Origin of the sequence: Kitasatospora sp. NPDC059571 (assembly GCF_042735675.1) — a bacterium.
Lineage (GTDB): Bacteria > Actinomycetota > Actinomycetes > Streptomycetales > Streptomycetaceae > Kitasatospora.
Window position 1 is genome coordinate 1 of sequence record NZ_JBHWBW010000132.1, and the last position, 17,705, is coordinate 17,705.

Below are 17,705 nucleotides of genomic sequence, written 5' to 3' on the forward strand. Positions count from 1 at the left end.
GCCGCCGCGGAGGGCGGGCCGGCCCCGGCCGCGGTCAGCGGGCGAGGTGGACGGTGCGGCCGCGGACGACGGTGCGCAGGCAGGTGGGGAGGGGGTGGCCGGGGGTGAGGTCGGGGAGGCCGGGGGTGCCGGAGCGGGGGTCGGTGGACCAGCCGGCGACGCGGGTGTCCGGGGCCTGGACGACCAGTTCGTCGACCGCCCAGATCGCGAAGCTGGCGACCGCGCCGGGCACCAGGACGCCGTCGGCGTCGCGGCCGAGCGCCCGCCAGCCGCCGCGGGTGTGGGCGGTGAAGGCGGCCCGGACCGAGATCCGGTGCTCCGGGGTGCGGTGGAAGGCGGCGGCCCGGACCGTCCCCCACGGGTCGAGCGGGGTCACCGGGGCGTCCGAGCCGAACGCCAGCGGGACGCCGGCGCGCAGCAGGCCCGCGAACGGGTTGAGCGCCGCGGCCCGCTCGGCGCCGAGCCGCTGGGCGTACATGCCGTCCGGGCCGCCCCAGGCGGCGTCGAAGGCGGGCTGGACGGAGGCGGTCAGGCCCAGTTCGGCGAAGGCGGCCACGGACTTGTCGTCCAGCGCCTCGGCGTGCTCGACCCGGTGCCGCATCGCCCGGACGCGGGCCGGGCCGACCCGGTCGGCGGCGGCGCGGACGCCCGCCACGACCGCGTCCACCGCGGCGTCGCCGATGGCGTGGAAGCCCGCCTGGAGGCCGGCCTCGGTGCAGGCCGCGACGTGGTCGGCGATCTGCTCGACGGTGAGATAGGCGGTGCCGGTGTGCTCGGCGTCCGCGTAGGGGGCGTGCAGGCAGGCGGTGTGCGAGCCGAGCGCGCCGTCCGCGAAGAGGTCGCCGCCGGCGCCCACCGCGCCGAGGCGGCGGGCGGTGTCGACCGCGCCGAGCTCGCCCCAGTAGCCGAACACCTCGGGCCCGTCGCCCTCGGCGGCCAGCGCGAGCAGTTCGGTGAAGTCCGCCTCGGAGGAGATGTCGGGGCCGGCGCACTCGTGCAGCGCGCCGATGCCGAGTTCGGCGGCCCGGGCCAGCGTGGCCCGCTGGGCGGCCCGGCGCTGAGCGGGCGTCAGGTGGGCCAGTGCGGCGCGGCGCACCGCGTGGTGGGCTCCCTGGGCGAGCGGCCCGTCCGGGTGGTGGCCGGGGAGTTCGGCGAGGCCGTCGGCGAGCGCCCGCAGCGCGGTGGAGGCGAGCGCGGAGTGCACGTCGGTGCGCGAGAGGTACGCGGGCCGGCCGGCGCAGGCCGCGTCGAGTTCGGCGTGGGTGGGCGGGCGGCCCTCGGGCCAGCGGGTCTCGTCCCAGCCGTGGCCGATGAGCAGGCCCTCGGTGGTGCGGGCGGCCGCGGCGATGCGGTCCAGCGCCTCGGCGAGGCTCGGGCAGCCGGTGAGGTCGAGGCCGGTGAGCGCCAGGCCGGCCGAGGTGGCGTGCACGTGGGCGTCGACGAAGGCCGGGGTGACCAGGGCACCGGCCAGCTCCACCACCTCGTCGGCGGTGGCCGCGTACGCCTCGGCGGCGCCGTCGCTGCCGACCCAGGCGATGTGTCCGCCCTCGACGAGCATCGCGGTGGCGAAGGGGTCGGCGGGGCTGTAGACGTTGCCGCCTCTGAGCAGCACGGTCCGGTTGGTGCGTTCGGTCATGGGCCCCAGTCTGCACCCCCGGGCCGGCCGGTCAGAGCTTCGGGGGGCGCGCCTCGTACGGGGTGGAGAGCACGACCGTGGTGCGGGTGGAGACGCCGGCGGCGGAGCGGATCCGGGCCAGCAGGTCCTCCAGGTCGCCTGGGGCGCCGACGCGGACCTTGAGGATGTAGTTCTCGTCGCCGGCGACGCTGTGGCAGGCCTCGATCTCGGGCAGGCCGACCAGGCGCTCGGGGGTGTCGTCCGGCGCGCTCGGGTCGAACGGCTTGACCGAGATGAATGCGGTCAGCGCCAGGTCGACCGACTCCGGGTCGATGATCGCGGTGTAGCCGCGGATCACCCCGCGCTGCTCCAGGCGGCGCACCCGCTGGTGCACCGCCGACGTCGACAGGCCGGTCGCCTTGCCCAGGTCCGTGTAGCTCATCCGGCCGTCCTGGAGCAGCAGCTGGACGATGCGCTGGTCGAGATCCTCCACAAGGCGCAAACCTACTCGATCGGAGGTCGCCGCGTCTCCGGGCCGGGGCGCGTCCCAGGGGCGCACCCGGGGGGCACATGCCACGGGGATGTGGCGAACGCCACACCCCGTGCATCACCGTGCGCCGCAGTGCAGGGTTATGACCCGTCGTCGGCGGGCAAGGCTGCTGTTGGCCGGGGCCGATGACGGCCGGGCCCGATCCAAGGGGGATCACATGCCTGCAACTGACCACCGTCCGCGCAGCGAGGACGAGGAACGCACCGAGCCCGAGTACATCCTGGGGGTGGACCCGGGCGAGGCCGAGACCTGGGAGATCGTCCGGGTGCACTGCCCGGCCTGCGACCGGCCGATCGCGCTGATCGGCGACGAGGAGCGGCTCCCGCAGCACGCCGTGCTGCCCACCGCCTGGCACCCCTTCGCCGCGGCGCTCTGCCCGGGCACGGGTGCGCCGACCGACGAGCTCGCCGAGGTCGAGGAGGCCGCCGAGGACGGCGACGCCGGGCTCGCCGCGCTGCTCACCCTCCCGAGCGAACTCGACTGGCGCACGCAGCCGTTCTCGCACGCGGGGGCGCCCGGCGAGGGCCCGGTGGCCCGCATCCCGGCGCAGCGGGGCCGTTCCGGCCGGCGCTGACGCCCGAAGGCAGCGCCGGCCCGCCGGCCGGCGCCGCTCCCGGCGGGGTGCCGACGGCCTCTCGTGGCACCTCCGCCTCCCGCAGGACCGCGGCCGCTTCCCCGGCGCACGGACCGCGGCGGCCGACCGACCACCGGCCGGCCGCGGCAGCCCGCACCGGCGCCGCACACCGGGCCCGGCCCCGCCGGCCCCGTACCCTGGCGGCATGACCGACCTGGACGATCTCGCGGCGTCGCTGGGCGCGCTCCCACCGTCCGTCGGGCCCGTCCGGCTGGTCGGCGTCGACGGCCACGCCGGCTCGGGGAAGACCACCTTCGCCGCCCGGCTCGCCGCCGCGCTCGGCGGCGCCCCGGTCGTCCACCTGGACGACCTGGCCACCCACGAGGAGCCGTTCGGCTGGACGGAGCGGCTGCGCACCGGCGTGCTGGAGCCGTTCGACCGCGGCACGGCCGCCGAACACCCGGTGTACGACTGGACGCGGCGGTGCTTCGGGCCGCCGCGGACGGTGCCGGCCGCCCCGGTGGTGCTGCTGGAGGGCGTGGGTGCGGGCCGCCGTGCGGTGCGCCCCGCGCTGGCCGCCCTGGTGTGGATGGAACTTGACGGTCCGGCAGCGAACGCGCGCGGGCTGCTCCGGGACGGGCCGGAGCTGGCGCATTTCTGGGCCGGCTGGGTGCGCGCCGAGCGCGCACACTTCGCCGACGACCCGTCCCGTCCCCACGCGGATCTGACCGTCGACGGGCTCACGGGGCGAATCCTCCGCGCCACCCTCGGTGAGCCTCCGGCACGCTCTTGACCTGGGCCGTCGCCAGGATCTACCTTTCTTCACGTCGCGAGATTTGTTGATCCCGCAACAACAGACGCGGCGTCTCCGGCTTGTTCCCCCGTGAGCCGGAGACGCCGTCGCCCTTTCCCCGGCCGTCCGGGTTTCCCTCCAACAGCCCCTCGGGTACGCATATTTGACCCGGCGCGGCACCCTTCCGGATCAGCCGGGCCCCGGTACGATTCCAGGCAGGCGCGCATGCGTCCGGGGGCTGCGCGAACTGACGGATGGTCCGTCCGGCGTTCCGTCGGCCGACCGGGCCTCGATGCACGGCGGGGGGCGTGGGGTGAGGGTGGACAGCGGCAACGGTTCCCGCGGCACTGGACCGCACAGGCAGGCCGACCGCGCATGGCAGCGGGCCATGGACGCCTACGCGGCGGGCTCCTACGCCCGCGCGGAGGAGGAGTTCCGCACCGCCGTCCGGCTCGACCCGGGGATGGCCGACGCCTGGCTCGGCCTGCACGCACTGCGCTGCGACACCGCCGGCGCCCTGCTGGCCATGCACCGCAACCGCAACCGCTTCGGCGAGCAGCGGCTGCGCCACCGACGCCCCCTCAGTTCCTGGTACTGGCTGGGCTGGTGGGTGCAGCCGGTGCTGGAGGACGACCGCGACCTCGCCCTCGCGCACGCCTCGCACTGGCTCGACGGCCGGCACCTCGCCGAGCTCGACCGGGCACTGGCCGACTGCCCGCCCGCCGACGAGGACCCGTCGGTGCGGTTCCTGCACGCCTGCCGCTCCTACCTGGTCAAGGACTGGGAGCAGCTGATCCGCGACACCGACCGGCTGCTCGACGACCCGGTGCTGGGCATCGAGGCCGGGCTGTTCGGAGGGATGGCGAGAGTCCGCCTCGACATGTGCGCCCAGGCGCAGGCCCCGCTCGCCGCCTCGCTGGCCCGCTGCCGCTCCGAGCAGCCGCAGCGCAAGGAGCTCCGCTACTGGCTGGCCCGCGCGTACGAGGGCGCCGGGCGCAGTGCCGCCGCGCTGCCGCTCTACCGCTCGGTGCACCGGGCCGACCCGGCGTTCATGGACACCGCAACCCGGCTGGCCGCCATCACCGCCGAGGACGGCGCGCTGGACGGCCTGCTCGACGGGGTGGACACGGTCACCGTGCTGCCCGATCCCGAACCGGAGCTGGAGTCCGGCGGGCCGGGCCTCGCGGCCGACCTCGCCGACCTGCCCGACCTCGCCGACCTGCCCGGCCCGGCGGGCCCCGACGCCTTCGGCGACCTGCCGGTGCTGCCGGCCCCGCCCGGGGCGGCGGCGCTCGCCGAGGCGGTGGCCGAACCGGCCTACGGGCCGCTCGGCGAGCCGGTGGCCGAGCGGTCGGGGGGCGCCGACGGGCCGACCGCCGCTCCCCCGCGCACCGCCGACGGCGCCCTGCCGGCCGGCGCCGCTGCCGCGGCGCAGATCGGGCCCGGCCGCCAGCACGAGCTGGACGCCGCCCTCGCGGAGCTCTCCCGGATGGTCGGCCTGGAGCCGGTCAAGCGGCAGGTCCGGGCGCTCTCCGCGCAGCTGCGGATGTCCCGGCTGCGGGCCGAGCGCGGGCTGCCCGTCCAGCCGCCCAAGCGGCACTTCGTCTTCTCCGGCCCCTCCGGCACCGGCAAGACCACGGTGGCCCGGATCCTCGGCCAGGTCTTCCACGCCCTCGGGCTGCTCTCCGGCGACCATCTGGTGGAGGCCCAACGCGCCGACCTGGTCGGTGAGTTCCTCGGCCAGACCGCGGTCAAGGCGAACGAGCTGATCGACTCGGCGCTGGACGGCGTGCTCTTCATCGACGAGGCGTACAGCCTCTCCAACTCCGGTTACAGCAAGGGCGACGCGTACGGCGACGAGGCGCTCCAGGTGCTGCTCAAGCGGGCCGAGGACAACCGGGACCGGCTGGTGGTCATCCTGGCCGGCTACCCGGAGGGGATGAACCGGCTGCTCGCCGCCAACCCCGGGCTCAACTCCCGCTTCACCACCCGGGTCGACTTCCCCAGCTACCGGCCGGCCGAGCTCACCGAGATCGGCCGCAGCCTGGCGCTGGCGGGCGGCGACGGCTGGGACGAGGATGCCGCGGACGAGCTGTCCTCCATCTGCGGGCACGTCGTCGCCGAGGGGTGGATAGACGAACTCGGCAACGCCCGCTTCATCCGCACCCTGTACGAGAAGTCCTGCGCCTACCGCGACCTGCGGCTGACCGGGCAGTGCGAACTGCCGAGCCGCGAGGACCTGGCGACCCTGCGTCTGCCGGACCTGCTCCAGGCGTACGGCGAGCTGATCGACGGCCGCAGCGGCTGACCCGTTCCGGTGACCGGCCGGGGTGCGCGCGGCCGGTCGGCCGGGCGCGGGCGGGCGCGGCTGGTACCCAACAAGAGTGGTCCGGACCAGAGTGCTCCCGACGCCCCTGCGCCCCGATCCGCGGACGGTGGCCATGCTGCTGCTGACCGTGGTCACCGGGATCGTCGAGGCGGCCAGCTTCCTCGGGCTCGGCCGGGTCTTCACCGCGGTGATGACCGGCAACGTGCTCTTCCTCGGCTTCGGACTGGCCGGCGAGGATCTCTCCGTCCTCGGCGCCGGGCTGTGCCTGGTGGCGTTCGCGTTCGGGGCGCTCGGCGGGCACCGGGCCAACCGGCGGCTGGTCCGCGACCCCGGCCCGGGCGGGGCGCCCGTCGCCGGGGCGGGGGGGTGGGGGGGGGCGGGGGGCCCGCGCCGGACCGGTGGCGGTTCAGGCGGCGTCGAGCCAGTCGGGAAGCGGTTCACGGCGCTCCAGCCAGGCGGCGGGCAAGCCGGCCAGGCCGGTGCGGGCCGCGACCGTGCCACCGGTGATCGCGCAGGTGGTGTCGACATCGCCGAGGCCCTCGGCGGTGGTCCACAACGCGTCGGCGAGGCTGTCGATATGGTGGGCGGCGGACCACAGCGCGAACGGCACGGTGTCGCTCGCCCGGATCCGCTGACCGTTGCCGAGCAGATCGGCGGCCCGCCACGGCTCGGTGTCCGGTGCGAGTTCCGCGGCCGTCCGGAGCCCGTCGCGGATCTGCCCGGCCGGCGTCCGTTCGACCACTTCGTTCAGCAGCGCTGCGCCGTCCGGTGCCGCGCTGTTGCGGCTCCGTGCGGCGATCGCTGCGGCCACGGCCACCGCCACCGCACCGGCGACACCCTCCGGGTGGGTGTGCGTGACCTCCGCCGAGAACGCCGCCTGCTCGGCCACCTCGTCGAGGTCCTCGCAGAACCATGCACCCAGCGGCGCCACCCGCATGGCTGCACCGTTGCCGAGACTCCCCTCGCCGCCGAACAGGCCGCGCGTCTCCTCCCGCCAACTCGACGGCCGGTCGGCGAGCTTGGGCAGCAGTTGGTGCATGCCGTAGCCGTATCCGCGAGCGGGGTCGGCCCCGTACACCGCGGCGAACGCGGCCGCCAGGTCGTCCTGGTGGACGGCGTCGTGGACCGTCAGCACGCGGTACAGCGCGAGCGCCATCGCAGTGTCGTCGGTCCACTGCCACGGCGACTCGGGCGGCGTGCGACGGGCCCGGATCGCGTCGATGGCATGCCGGGCGGGGCGGTGGCGCCGGAACCACCTCTCCCCGAAAGCGTCACCGAGAGCCAGGCCCTCCAGAGCATCACGAGCGGCACCGAACGAGGTCATGGGCATATTTTTGCAGTGAACGGGCTTGGTGTGCAGCTGAGTTGTCCGATCTTCGGCGGGCCGGCCGGGAGATCGTCGGGCATTTCGCCGAGCCTGCACTGTCCGGTGCCTCGCCCTATCGGCCCGGCCGGTGCCGGTGCCGGTGCCGGTGCCGGTGAGGTGTCGCATGGCGCCCGGCAGGGGCAGATCTCTGGGAGGGGCCGACCGCCGGGTGGGGCAGGCGGGGTAGGAGGAGTGCGGAGTGTCGGAGGCAGATGAACCCATCCACGGCCGCTTGGTCTCGGAGGCGCAACTCCCGGCGAATGGAACAGTGGTGGACCTCGGCTGCGGCAGCGGACCGACACTGGCGGCGTTCGCCCGGAGGCTGCCGGGCGCGCGGCTGGTGGGCCTCGATCGGTCGGCGCCGGATGCTGCGGCGGCGCGGACCGCACTGTCCGGGCACCGGGGTGCGACGGCCGTTGCGGTTGCGGACCTGCGGCGACCGCTACCGCTGCGCAGCGGCTGTGCGGACGCGGTGGTGTCGTACAACGTGCTGGAGTGCCTTCCGGATCCCCTCGCGCTCCTCGCCGAGGCGGCGCGGCTGCTGCGGCCCGGAGGCCGGGCGGTACTGGCGCACGTCGACTTCGACACGATCGTGGTGGCAGGCCCGGAGCGGGAGTTGGACCGGCGGATCTGCCACGCGTTCACGGACGACCGGCAGCCCTGGATGGACCACGCGGACGGACGGATCGGCCGCCGACTGCCCGGGTTGGTGCGCCTCTCCCCGCTGGTGCCGGAGCGGGTCCGGCCCTGGGTGACGAACGCGACCGAGCTCACCGGCGCAGCCGCCCGCCGGGTGGAGGGCATCCGCCACGCCCTGACGGGGGCTGCTGCACGGGGCAGTACCGCGGTGACGTCCGCAGAGGTTCACGCCTGGCACTCCCAGGTGCTGGAGGCCGCGGACAGCGGTCGCGTGTTCTTCGCCGAGACGGCGATGGTGGTCACGGCGGTGCGGGCGTGAGCCGGATATCCGGCACCGGTTGGGGCGATGGGTGATCAGAGTCGGAATCCGGCCGGCGGGCGTTGCCTTTCCGCCCAATCGGATTGTCGGCGACCGGCGGGAGTGGTGGGCCGGCTCGCCCACCACTCCGAGACGCGTCAGCCGCCGCAGGGTGACGGCCGAACGCTCTACTGCCAGGTGTCGTTGATGGTGAAGGTGCCGGTGGGCGGGGTGGTGGCGGTGTGGTTGGGGCCGGCCTCCCAGGCGACGCTGCCGTCCGGGTTGCGCTTCAGGTACTTGTAGGCGACGGCGGTGTTGGGCGGCAGGGAGGCGAAGCCGGTCCACTGGGGGTAGACCCTGCGGCTGGTGGTGAGCGGGATGGCCTTGGCCGGGTCCCACGCGCCGAGCTCGGCGAGGTTGCCGGTGACGTAGAGACTCTGGCCGTAGATGGTGTCGGCCTTGGCGCTGAAGACCGTGATGAGGGGATTGCCGTCGGGGGTGTTCCAGCGGTCGTCGAGCGCGGTGGTGCCGCCCGGGGAGACGAGGACGGACCGGTCGGGCACGTCCTCCCAGGTCACCGAGCCGCCGGGGGAGCGCTTGAGGTACTTGTACTGGACCTGGCCGCCGGGCGGCAGGTGGAGCTCGGCCGACCATGAGGGGTAGCTGCCGGAGTCGGTGGCGAGCGGGACGGCCCTGGCCGGGTCCCACGCGCCGAGCTCTGCGGTGCTGCCGGAGATCAGGACGGTGTCGCCGAAATCGGTGGCGGCTGTGACGCGGACGGGCACGGTGACGGTGGCAGGTCCGTCGTCGGCGGCCGAGATCGACACCGGTGCGCCGCCGGGCGCGGAGCCCGCGGTCAACGCCGAGGCCGACGCGGCGGGGGAGACGGCGGACAGGGCCAGTGCTGCGAGCAGGACCGACAGGAGCGGGCGGGACCGGGCGCGGCAGAACAGGGCGGGCATGGTCGTCCTCCGGGGCGGTGGAGTGCGGGTCCGCGGCGTTCTTCGGCGCTGAAGTGCGGCGGTATGAGGGCCGGTTGTTCAGGCCCTGACAGGCATCGAAGCACAGGGCGCCTGAGGCGATTGAAATTTCTTTCATTGTCTTGCGCAAGAGTGGGCGATTTTCGGCCACTCTCGACCGGCCTCCGTCGGCTGCCGCCGGTCGCCGTCGAGCGGTCGGACCGCCCGCCACCTGCGGCCGCGCGCCTGCGCTGATCGGCTCCGGGGGCCGCCCCGGCGTGGCGTGCGGCCCCGACGTCAGCCGAAACCTGCTGGCCACCGGCCCCGGTCCAGGTGGAGGCCCGGGTTGCCGTGCCGCCACCCGCAATCCGGTGAGGAGGGCTGGAACCTTTCCGTCTTCGGCGCCCTCTCTTGGTCGTACGGCTCCGCAGTGTGCAGGGCGCGCGAGGTGCGCCGGCGGGCCGTGGGCGGGAGGCTCGGAGCATGACGAGGATCGTGGTGATGCTGGAGATCGAGGAGCCGCGGTCGACGCACGAGTTGGGCGGCGGCGAGCATCCGGAGCACGGGCGTGCGGCGCTGGTCGTGCACGCGGTGCCGGTCGACCGGGGTGCGCCTGCTCCTGCAGGCGCGCCCAGTGCGCCCGGCGGGGCAGGGCCGCCCGTCGGACGTACCTTCTGCGGCCTGGATGCGGCGGACCTGCAGCGCGACCCGTATCAGCCGGCCGAGGCCGGCGCCGACTGGTATCCACCGCGCTGGGCCCAGCGCGTCTGTCCCACCTGCGCGGAGGGGGTGCGCACCCTCTGATCCGGGTCCCTGCATCGCCGGCCGTCAAGCTGGCCGCCCTGCCGGGGGCGGAGGCGTGGCAGGCGCCTGGTGAGGCGTACGGCGAGTGTGCGGCTGGGTGAGCCGCGCGGCGGAGCGGCCCGGCAGGCCCTCAGCCGGTCCGGGCGAAGTCCCCCCAGACGGACGCGTGGGTGCCGTCAACCGCGGTGGCGTCGGCCGAGTACCGGTCGGCCTTGGCGTCGCGTCCGCCCGAGGCGTGGTTGTACTGGCCTGCGAAAACGTGCTGGCCGGCAGGGACGGTCCTGCCCGGCTTGAGGGTCCATCGGTAGACGAGGAAGCCGCCGTCCGTGCGGACGGAGACGTCGAAGTCCGCGGCGGACGGTGTCTGCCAGTGCCCGGTGTCCGCGACGCCGGCGGTGAGGGCGATGCGCAGTTCCACCGTCAGGGCGGTGAGTGCCTGCTTCGTCTTGACCGTGACGTTGCTCTGCGCCCAGTACAAGGTGCTGTGCGGGTCGACCGAGCCGTCGGACCAGAGCGGGCCGTCAGTGGTGTGGTTGCCGCCGACGGGCGGTGCAGTGGCGGTACTGGCGGCGGTGGACGGGGTTGTCGACGGCGGTGCGGCGCTGCCCGTCGACGGGGTCCGGCTCGGCTCCGCGGTGGGTGTGCCGGGCGGCGGCGCCGCGCTGTCCCGGGTGCCGGGCGGGCTTCCGGTGGAGGACCGGCTAGGGCCTGCGTCGGCGCTCTGCACAGGTTGCGGCGCGGGCGAGTGGACGATGGCGGCCACGGCGAGGCCGCCCACGGTCATGGCGCCGGCCGTGGCCAGGGTGGCGAGCACGACCTTGGGCCAGGACAGCACCCGGGAGTGTTCGCGGTGCCGACCCGGACGGTCGGGGCGGCCCGAGGCGGGCTGTGCCATGCCCCGTTCGATTCGGGCGAGCATCCGCGCCCGGTTCGGCACGTGCTCCTCGGCGGCTTCCCTCAGCTGGCCGCGCAGGTCGTCCATCACCTTCTCCTGCCCGTGAGTTCCGCGCCGACCCGGGCTCCGAGCAGCTTCTCCAACTCCGCCATCCCCTTGGCGGTCTGGCTCTTCACCGTACCGACCGATATGCCCAGGGCGAGAGCGGTGTCCTTCTCGGAGAGGTCGAAGGCGTGTCGCAGGACGACGCAGGCTCGCTTGCGCAGGGGCAGGCGGGCGAGCGCGGACCGTACGTCGACGACCGAGGCGACATCGGGGTTGTCGACGCGGTCGGTGCGGTGCTGCCAGAACAGCAGCACCCTGCGGCGTTCGCGGACGGCGCTGCGGACCCGGCCCCGTGCGAGGTTGGCCACCACGCCGCGGGCATAGGCGAGCGGGTGGTCGGCCCTGCGGACACGATCCCAGCGGTGCCACAGCGCAAGCATGGCGTCCGCCGCAAGATCGTCCGCGGCATCCGGCTCGCCCGTCAGGAGGTAGGCGAGGCGCGCAAGTTCGGAGTGGTGGCGTTCGAAGAACGCGTGGAACTCCGTGGATGCCTCGTCGGCGATCATGCCTGTGGAGTGGCCTCTCGATGGAATGTGAGCGCCCACATCGCTGGGAGGTGGCAGACTACCAGGTCCGGCGGGCCGCTTCCCCGCCTCCCGCTCTGCCGCCTTCCCCGCCTCCGGCTCTGCCGCCCGCCCTGCCGCCTTCCCCGAGGCCGGAGCACCCGCCCGGACCGCCGCCCGCGCACCGGCCCGGCCGGCGCCGGCCGCAGCCATCACCGCCCGGGTCGGGCCGACCCGTGGCCCGACCGGACTCGCCACCGACCCGGACGGACAGGAGATCGCCGCGCGGCGCCCACTCACCCGGTCGCCGTGAAGCCCCTCCGTGGTCACCGTCCGCTCCCTTGCTGCCCGTATCCCCACCCGCGCCCTCGCCCGCTCCCGGTCTCAGCCCGCGACGGTGCCGGTGGCGGTGAGCACCCCGGCGCCGGCCTTCTTGGCGAGTTCGGCGGGCAGGCCGGCGGCGGACGTCTCGAGTCCGGCGGTGAGGGTGGGCGTCCAGTTCGCCGTCGTCTTGATCTTCTTCTTGGAGTTGGCCGCGTTGTAGGCGGCCACGAGGTCGGTCTTCGTGCCGTTGACCAGGTTGCCGCTGCCCGCGATGGCGCCGGTGCCGTCGCCGCTGAGCAGCTGCGAGGCCTTCCGGTCGGCCGACAGCGCCCAGTAGTTGTTCTGGGCGACGACCTGGGCGCCGGCCCGGGAGTTGATGCTGTAGCTGTGGGTGTAGCCGTTGAGCTTCGCGGTGTCGTAGAGGTTGTTGTAGAGGTGGATCTGGCCGACGCGGGCGAGCGGGGCGCGCTGCACGATGCCCTGGAACACGTTGTGGTGCAGGGTGACGCGGAGCTTGGTGTCCTTGTCGCTGCTCCCGATCAGCATCGTCTTGTCGTGATTGGTGAAGCGGTTGTACTCGACGGTGACCAGGTCGGAGGCGTTGGTGATGTCGAGGGCTCCGTCGTGGACCTGGTACTCCCGGCCGAAGTAGGACGCGTTGGCGGCGTCGTAGTGCGGGGCGTCGGAGAAGGTGTTGTGGTCGGCCCACACGTGGGTCGCCCCGCGGAGCGTGACGGCGTCGTACTCGGAGTTCCAGTTGCCCGTGGACCCGTCGGTGGGGTCCCACTGCGGGAAGCAGTCCCGGACGTCGCTGAAGGACAGGTTGCGGATGATCACATTGTCCGCGCCCTTCACCTGGAGGCTGCCTCCGGTGATGCCCGCCCCGGTGCCGGGCACGCCGACGATCGTCGTCCGGGACGGCACGGTGAACGCCACCCGGGCTGCCTGCTTCTGCTGCGCGGCCATGCGGGCGTTCTCCTGGCCGCCCGACGGCACCTTGCTGCGCCCCCAGGCCGCCGGGTCGTAGGCCTTGAGGTAGGCGGCGAGCGAATAGCCGGTGCCGTCCGCGTACTGCTGGCAGGTGATCGGCTTCCCGGCGTCGTCGGTGTTGGCGTCGATGAGGCCCTTGACCTTGATGATGCGCGGTGCCCCGGCCGGGGCGGCCGTCAGCGCCTTCACCAGCTCGGCCCGGGTGCCGACGGTGAACACGTGCGCGGTGTCGGCGGCCTGGCCGCCGGTGGTGCCGGAACCGCTCGCAGCCCAGCCGTCCTTGGCGGGCAGCACGCCGTGCGCGAGGTCAGTGGCCGCGGCATCGGCGTTCATGACCAGCGGGACGGCGCCCAGGCCGGCCGCGGTGACGGCCGCGGCCCCGATCAGGGCCAGTCGGCGGCGGCCCACCGGACGGCGGTGCGAGGAAACGGACATGAGCGGTGACTCCTTGGAACGCGGGGCTCTGTCTGCCCCTCAGTTGCCGCCGCCGGAGGAAGGGTTGCCGCGTTCGGGAAAGTTTTCCGCAGGGTTCCTGATGTGACGTGACGTGGCTGCCGTGATTGGGGTGACGCGACGCGACGTAACGCCCGCGAGCGCAGCTGTCCGCTCCGTACGGCGGCCGGGGTCGGTGATCCAGTAGCGTTCGTTCCGGACGCCACAGGGTCGCGCGTGCGGCCGGCGCGGGTGGACCTGACCTGACCGGGCCAGCCCGGACCTGACCGGGTCGGACCTGACCGGCCCGGACCTGCCCGCCACCGCGCGGGACGCGGGGTGCGAAGGCCGGGCGCCGCGCCGATCAGCACGGACCCGCCGGGCCGATCGGCACGGACCCGCCGGGCCGATCGGGACGGACACGCCGCTCCGGACGGCTCTGACTACCGGACAGGAGGACGGATATGCGCTGGTCCCAGATGTACACCCCGACGCTCCGCGAGGACCCGGCGGACGCGGACGCGGTGAGCCACCGCCTGCTGGTCCGGGCCGGGTTCGTCCGCCAGCTGATGGCCGGCCACTACTCCCTGCTGCCGCTGGCCGTGCGGGTGCGGGCCAAGGTCATCCGGATCGTGCGCGAGGAGATGGACCGGATCGGCTCGCAGGAGTGGCTGCTCCCGGCGATGCACCCGGCCGAGATCTGGCAGCGCTCGGGCCGCTGGGAGGTGATGGGCGAGGAGATGTTCCGGGTGAAGGACCGCAGGGGCGCCGACCTCGCGCTCGGCATGACCCACGAGGAGATCTTCACCACGCTCGCCGACGAGCTGGCCTCGTACCGCCAACTCCCGCAGATGTGGTACCAGTTCCAGACGAAGTTCCGCGACGAGCCGCGGCCGAAGAGCGGCCTGCTGCGGGTCCGCGAGTTCACCATGAAGGACTCGTACAGCTTCGACCTCGACGAGGCGGGCCTCGACCGCTCCTTCGACCTGCACCACGAGGCGTACACCAGGATCTTCGCCCGGCTGGGTGTCCCGGCCATCCCCGTCCAGGCCTCCAGCGGCAGCATGGGCGGCTCCGCCTCGGTGGAGTTCATGTCGCCGACCGAGGCCGGCGAGGACCTGGTCGTGCACTGCACCGCCTGCCGCTACGCCGCCAACATGGAGAAAGCGACCGCTGCGCTGCCCGCCGTCGACGACCCCGAGGGCCTCGCCGCCCCCGAACCGTTCGACACCCCCGAGGCCCGCACCATCGAGGAGCTCACGGCCCGCCACGGCGTCCCGGCCGAGCAGCAGATCAAGACGCTGGTGTACATCGTGGACGGCCGCCTCACCCTGGTGCTGATGCGCGGCGACCATGCGCTGGTCGAGCAGAAGCTGCTCGACGCGGCAGGCGCGGCCGCGGCACGCCCGGCGACCCCCGAGGAGATCCGGGCCGCGCTCGGCGCCTCGCCCGGCAGCCTGGGAGCGGTCGGTGTCCCGGCCGGGCTGCCCGTCCTGGTGGACGAGGCGCTGCGCGGCCGCCGGGCGATGACCACCGGCGCCAACCGCGACGGCGTCCACCTCCGTGGGGTGGACGTGGCCCGCGACATCGCCGCGACCGGCTGGGCGGACTTCCGCGAGGTGGCCGCCGGCGAGGCCTGCCCCTCCTGCGGGGAGCCGCTGCGGATCGTCCGCACGGTCGAGGTCGGCCACATCTTCAAGCTCGGCCGCAAGTACACCGAGACGCTGGACATCACCGTGCTCGGCCCGGACGGCGGCCGGGTCAGGCCGATCATGGGCAGTTACGGGATCGGCGTCGAGCGGGCGATCGCGGCCGTGGTGGAGGCCCACCACGACGACAAGGGCATCGTGTGGCCGGTGCCGGTCGCCCCGTTCGAGGTGGTGGTCGTCCCGATCGGCAAGGCCGACGAGGAGACCGCCAAGGTCGTCGAGAGCCTCTACACCGACCTGCGGGACGGCGGCGTGGACGTCGTCCTGGACGACCGGGACGAGCGCCCCGGCGTGAAGTTCGCCGACTCCGAGCTGATCGGCATCCCGTACCGGATCACCGTCGGCCCGCGCGGCCTGGCGGACGGCGTCGTCGAGGTGGTGGGCCGGGCCACCGGCACAACCGCCCGCGTGCCGGTGGCCGAGGCGGCCGGTCACGTCCGCGACCTGGTCACCGCGGCCCGCCGGGCCTGACCGGCAGGCCGACACAGACCGCAGACCGCAGACCGCAGACCGCCGACCGCCGACCGCCACGGCAGACTCCCGGAGCAATCGACCCCACCGCCGGCACCTGCACCGACACCCGCCCCCCCCCCCCCCCCCCGCGCCGGGGGCGCTATCCCGCGCCCCCCGCCCCGATCCGGGCGCCCTGCGTTGGGCCGGTCGTTGCATCTCCGGTGTCGGACCGGTGGCTCGCGCCCGCGGCGGGGAACGATGGGTCGGATCGCCCGGACCCGGAGCGGTCCCCGACCCCGACCGGCCCCGACCGACCCTCGGACCGGCCCGGACCGACCCCGTCGGCCGACCTCTCCGGCCGACCTCGCCGACCGGCCCCGACGACGGGAGATCCGAGCGCAGTGAGTGCCGCGCAGCACGCCCTCGTCCCCCGCCCCCGGTCTGCCGTCCCCCCGTCGGCGTTCGGCAGGCGGCCCGGCCGTCCGAACGCCCCGGTCTGGGCCGCCGCGGGTGCCGCGCTGGCCGCCGGCCTCGGCTGGGCGGTCCTGTACGCCGGGGTGGGCGGCGACCTCGCCGCCCAGTGGGCCTGGGCCGACTTCGTCGCCCGCCACCCCGGCGCCGCCTACGACCTGGCCTGGTACGGCGGCCTGCACCCCGCCTCCTACAGCCTGCTGTCGCCCTACCTGATGGCCGTGTTCGGGGTGCGGACGGTCGCGGTCCTGTCGGACGTCGCCGCGGCGGCGCTGCTGGCGCGGCTGCTGGTCCGGGCCGGGGTCCGCCGGCCGATGCCCGCCGCGCTGTGGGGTGCCTTCGCGCTCACCTGCGACGTGGTCGCGGGCCGGGTGACCTTTGCGCTCGGCTGCGCCTTCGGGCTGGCCGCACTGGTGGCCGCCGGGCCCGACCGCTCCCCGCCCCACCGCCGGACGCCCCACTACCGGACGCCCCGCCGCCGGACCGCGGCCGCCGCCGGATGCGCGCTGCTCGCGGCCCTGGCCAGCCCGGTCGCCGGACTGTTCGTCGAGGTCGCGGCGGCGGCGCTGCTGCTCACCGGCCGCCGCCGGACCGGTCTCGCGCTCGCCCTCCCGCTGCCCGTCGTGCTGGCGGTGACCGGCGTGCTGTTCCCGTTCCGCGGCATCGACCCGATCGCGCCGACGACGGTCGCGATGTGCCTGGCGACGGTCGCCGGGGTGCTCGTTCTCGCGCCGCCCGGGTGGCGGGCCGTACGGGCCGGCGCGGTGGTGTACGGGATCGGTGCCGTCGCCACCGGGGTGCTCGCCACCCCGGTCGGGGCCAACGTCCAGCGCCTCGGACTGCTGTTCGGCGCGGTCGTCCTGCTGGCGGTGCGCGGCACGGCCCCGCCGTTGCCGGGCCGCAGCAAGCGCCTCCCGCCCCTGCTCTCCCGCCGCCGCGGCGCCGTCCTGCTGGCCGCCTGCGCCGCCTCCGCCTGGTGGACGGTCGCCGGCAACCTGGTCGGCCTGCCCGCGCCCTCGTCCGCGCACGCCGGCGACGCCCTGGTCGCGGAGCTGCGCCGGCTGGGCGCGGACCGCGGGCGGGTGGAGGCCGTGCCGATGCTCAACCACTGGGAGTCCTGGGGCCTGGCCGGCACGGTCGAGCTCGCCCGGGGCTGGAACCGCCAGGCCGACCTGCAGCGCAACCCCCTCTTCTACGAGGGGACGCTGACGCCGGACCGCTACCGCGACTGGCTGCGCCGCTGGGCGGTGGGGTACGTCGTCCTGCCGTCCGGCACCCTCGACTACGCCGCACGGCAGGAGGCGGCGGTGATCGGCAGCGGTCCGGACTGGCTCCGCGAGGTCTGGCACGACGACCACTGGCGGCTCTACCGCTTCACCGACGCCGTCCCGCTCGCCCTCCCGCTCACCGAACCGCCGCCCGGCCCGTCGAGCGGTCCGCCGGCCGGCCCGTCGAGCGCCAGGTCCGGTGATCCGTCCGCCGGGCCGGCCGTCGTGGTCGAGCACGCGGGTCCCGCCGAGGTGGTGCTCGGCGTCCCGGCGCCCGGGCCGGTGGAGGTGCGCATTCCGTGGACCCGCTGGCTCGCGGTGCACGGCCCGGCGGGTGCCTGCCTCGCCCGGGGCGCCGACGGGTGGACCACCCTGCGTGCGCCCGCGCCCGGGCGCTACCGCATCGACGCCCGCTACTCCCGCCCCGGCGGCACCCCCTGCCCCGCCCCGCAGCCGCCCCGCTGACGGAGCGCTGACCGAGCGCTGACGGAGCGGCCGACCCCCGCGCGGGCGGCCGCTCCCACCCCGCCCGGCGCGGGGGGGGACCCCGGCGCCGGGGGGGGGCGGAGGGGGCGGGGCGGCCCCGCCGGGGGGGGGGGGGGGGGTTCTGAGTGACCAGCGGGACTCC

General features: G+C 75.1%; 14 protein-coding genes and 1 pseudogene. 8 read left to right on the forward strand and 7 right to left on the reverse strand.

All coding sequences use genetic code 11. The features are described from left to right. Window positions 1-34 precede the first annotated feature (34 nt). Window positions 35-1,636 (reverse strand): amidohydrolase, encoded by a 1,602-nt coding sequence (locus tag ACFV0G_RS17195; protein ID WP_380547600.1) that lies wholly within the window; start codon window positions 1,634-1,636, stop codon window positions 35-37. A gap of 31 nt (window positions 1,637-1,667) precedes the next feature. After that, on the reverse strand, window positions 1,668-2,108 hold the full coding sequence (locus tag ACFV0G_RS17200) for an Lrp/AsnC family transcriptional regulator (protein ID WP_030276058.1): 441 nt from the start codon (window positions 2,106-2,108) through the stop codon (window positions 1,668-1,670). A 214-nt stretch (window positions 2,109-2,322) separates the two neighbouring features. Here ACFV0G_RS17200 and ACFV0G_RS17205 point away from each other — a divergent pair, with 214 nt between their 5' ends. The 4 genes and pseudogenes from ACFV0G_RS17205 to ACFV0G_RS17220 all read left to right on the forward strand — a co-directional run. Next, window positions 2,323-2,739 (forward strand): hypothetical protein, encoded by a 417-nt coding sequence (locus tag ACFV0G_RS17205; RefSeq protein ID WP_380547604.1) that lies wholly within the window; start codon window positions 2,323-2,325, stop codon window positions 2,737-2,739. A gap of 205 nt (window positions 2,740-2,944) precedes the next feature. Further along, window positions 2,945-3,532, forward strand: coding sequence for a uridine kinase (locus ACFV0G_RS17210; RefSeq protein WP_380547607.1), 588 nt, complete (start codon window positions 2,945-2,947; stop codon window positions 3,530-3,532). A 388-nt stretch (window positions 3,533-3,920) separates the two neighbouring features. After that, window positions 3,921-5,840, forward strand: a complete 1,920-nt coding sequence (locus ACFV0G_RS17215; RefSeq protein ID WP_380547610.1) for an AAA family ATPase — start codon at window positions 3,921-3,923, stop codon at window positions 5,838-5,840. A gap of 133 nt (window positions 5,841-5,973) precedes the next feature. Beyond that, window positions 5,974-6,165, forward strand: a pseudogene (locus ACFV0G_RS17220) (DUF1275 family protein); the annotation flags it as partial. A 102-nt stretch (window positions 6,166-6,267) separates the two neighbouring features. Here the strand turns inward: ACFV0G_RS17220 and ACFV0G_RS17225 are convergent. Continuing rightward, window positions 6,268-7,185, reverse strand: a complete 918-nt coding sequence (locus ACFV0G_RS17225) for an ADP-ribosylglycohydrolase family protein (RefSeq protein WP_380547613.1) — start codon at window positions 7,183-7,185, stop codon at window positions 6,268-6,270. A gap of 241 nt (window positions 7,186-7,426) precedes the next feature. On the opposite strand from ACFV0G_RS17225, the gene ACFV0G_RS17230 reads away from it, so the two are divergent. After that, window positions 7,427-8,185 carry a methyltransferase domain-containing protein gene (locus ACFV0G_RS17230; RefSeq protein ID WP_380547616.1) on the forward strand — a complete coding sequence of 253 codons (759 nt, stop codon included), beginning with the start codon at window positions 7,427-7,429 and terminating at the stop codon, window positions 8,183-8,185. A gap of 167 nt (window positions 8,186-8,352) precedes the next feature. On the opposite strand, the gene ACFV0G_RS17235 is transcribed toward ACFV0G_RS17230, so the two are convergent. After that, window positions 8,353-9,126, reverse strand: a complete 774-nt coding sequence (locus ACFV0G_RS17235; RefSeq protein ID WP_380547619.1) for a CBM20 domain-containing protein — start codon at window positions 9,124-9,126, stop codon at window positions 8,353-8,355. 480 nt (window positions 9,127-9,606) lie between these two features. Here ACFV0G_RS17235 and ACFV0G_RS17240 point away from each other — a divergent pair, with 480 nt between their 5' ends. Then, entirely contained in the window at window positions 9,607-9,927 is a 321-nt protein-coding gene (locus tag ACFV0G_RS17240) for a hypothetical protein (RefSeq protein ID WP_380547622.1), read from the forward strand. A 130-nt stretch (window positions 9,928-10,057) separates the two neighbouring features. On the opposite strand, the gene ACFV0G_RS17245 is transcribed toward ACFV0G_RS17240, so the two are convergent. The 3 genes from ACFV0G_RS17245 to ACFV0G_RS17255 all read right to left on the reverse strand — a co-directional run bounded on the left by ACFV0G_RS17245 (window position 10,058) and on the right by ACFV0G_RS17255 (window position 13,179). Continuing rightward, a complete protein-coding gene (locus tag ACFV0G_RS17245) occupies window positions 10,058-10,909 on the reverse strand; it encodes a hypothetical protein (protein WP_380547625.1) in 852 nt (283 codons plus the stop codon). Next, entirely contained in the window at window positions 10,909-11,433 is a 525-nt protein-coding gene (locus ACFV0G_RS17250) for a SigE family RNA polymerase sigma factor (protein WP_380547628.1), read from the reverse strand. Before ACFV0G_RS17250 ends, ACFV0G_RS17245 begins: the two co-directional genes overlap by 1 nt. 381 nt (window positions 11,434-11,814) lie before the next feature. Then, on the reverse strand, window positions 11,815-13,179 hold the full coding sequence (locus ACFV0G_RS17255) for a polysaccharide lyase family 1 protein (RefSeq protein ID WP_380547631.1): 1,365 nt from the start codon (window positions 13,177-13,179) through the stop codon (window positions 11,815-11,817). Window positions 13,180-13,640: 461 nt separating this feature from the next. Here ACFV0G_RS17255 and ACFV0G_RS17260 point away from each other — a divergent pair, with 461 nt between their 5' ends. Together ACFV0G_RS17260 and ACFV0G_RS17265 are read left to right on the forward strand one after the other, a co-directional pair. After that, window positions 13,641-15,356: a proline--tRNA ligase gene (locus ACFV0G_RS17260; protein WP_380547634.1), complete on the forward strand. Its 1,716-nt coding sequence runs from the start codon at window positions 13,641-13,643 to the stop codon at window positions 15,354-15,356. A 383-nt stretch (window positions 15,357-15,739) separates the two neighbouring features. Continuing rightward, on the forward strand, window positions 15,740-17,542 hold the full coding sequence (locus ACFV0G_RS17265; protein WP_380547637.1) for an MFS transporter: 1,803 nt from the start codon (window positions 15,740-15,742) through the stop codon (window positions 17,540-17,542). Window positions 17,543-17,705: the final 163 nt, after the last annotated feature.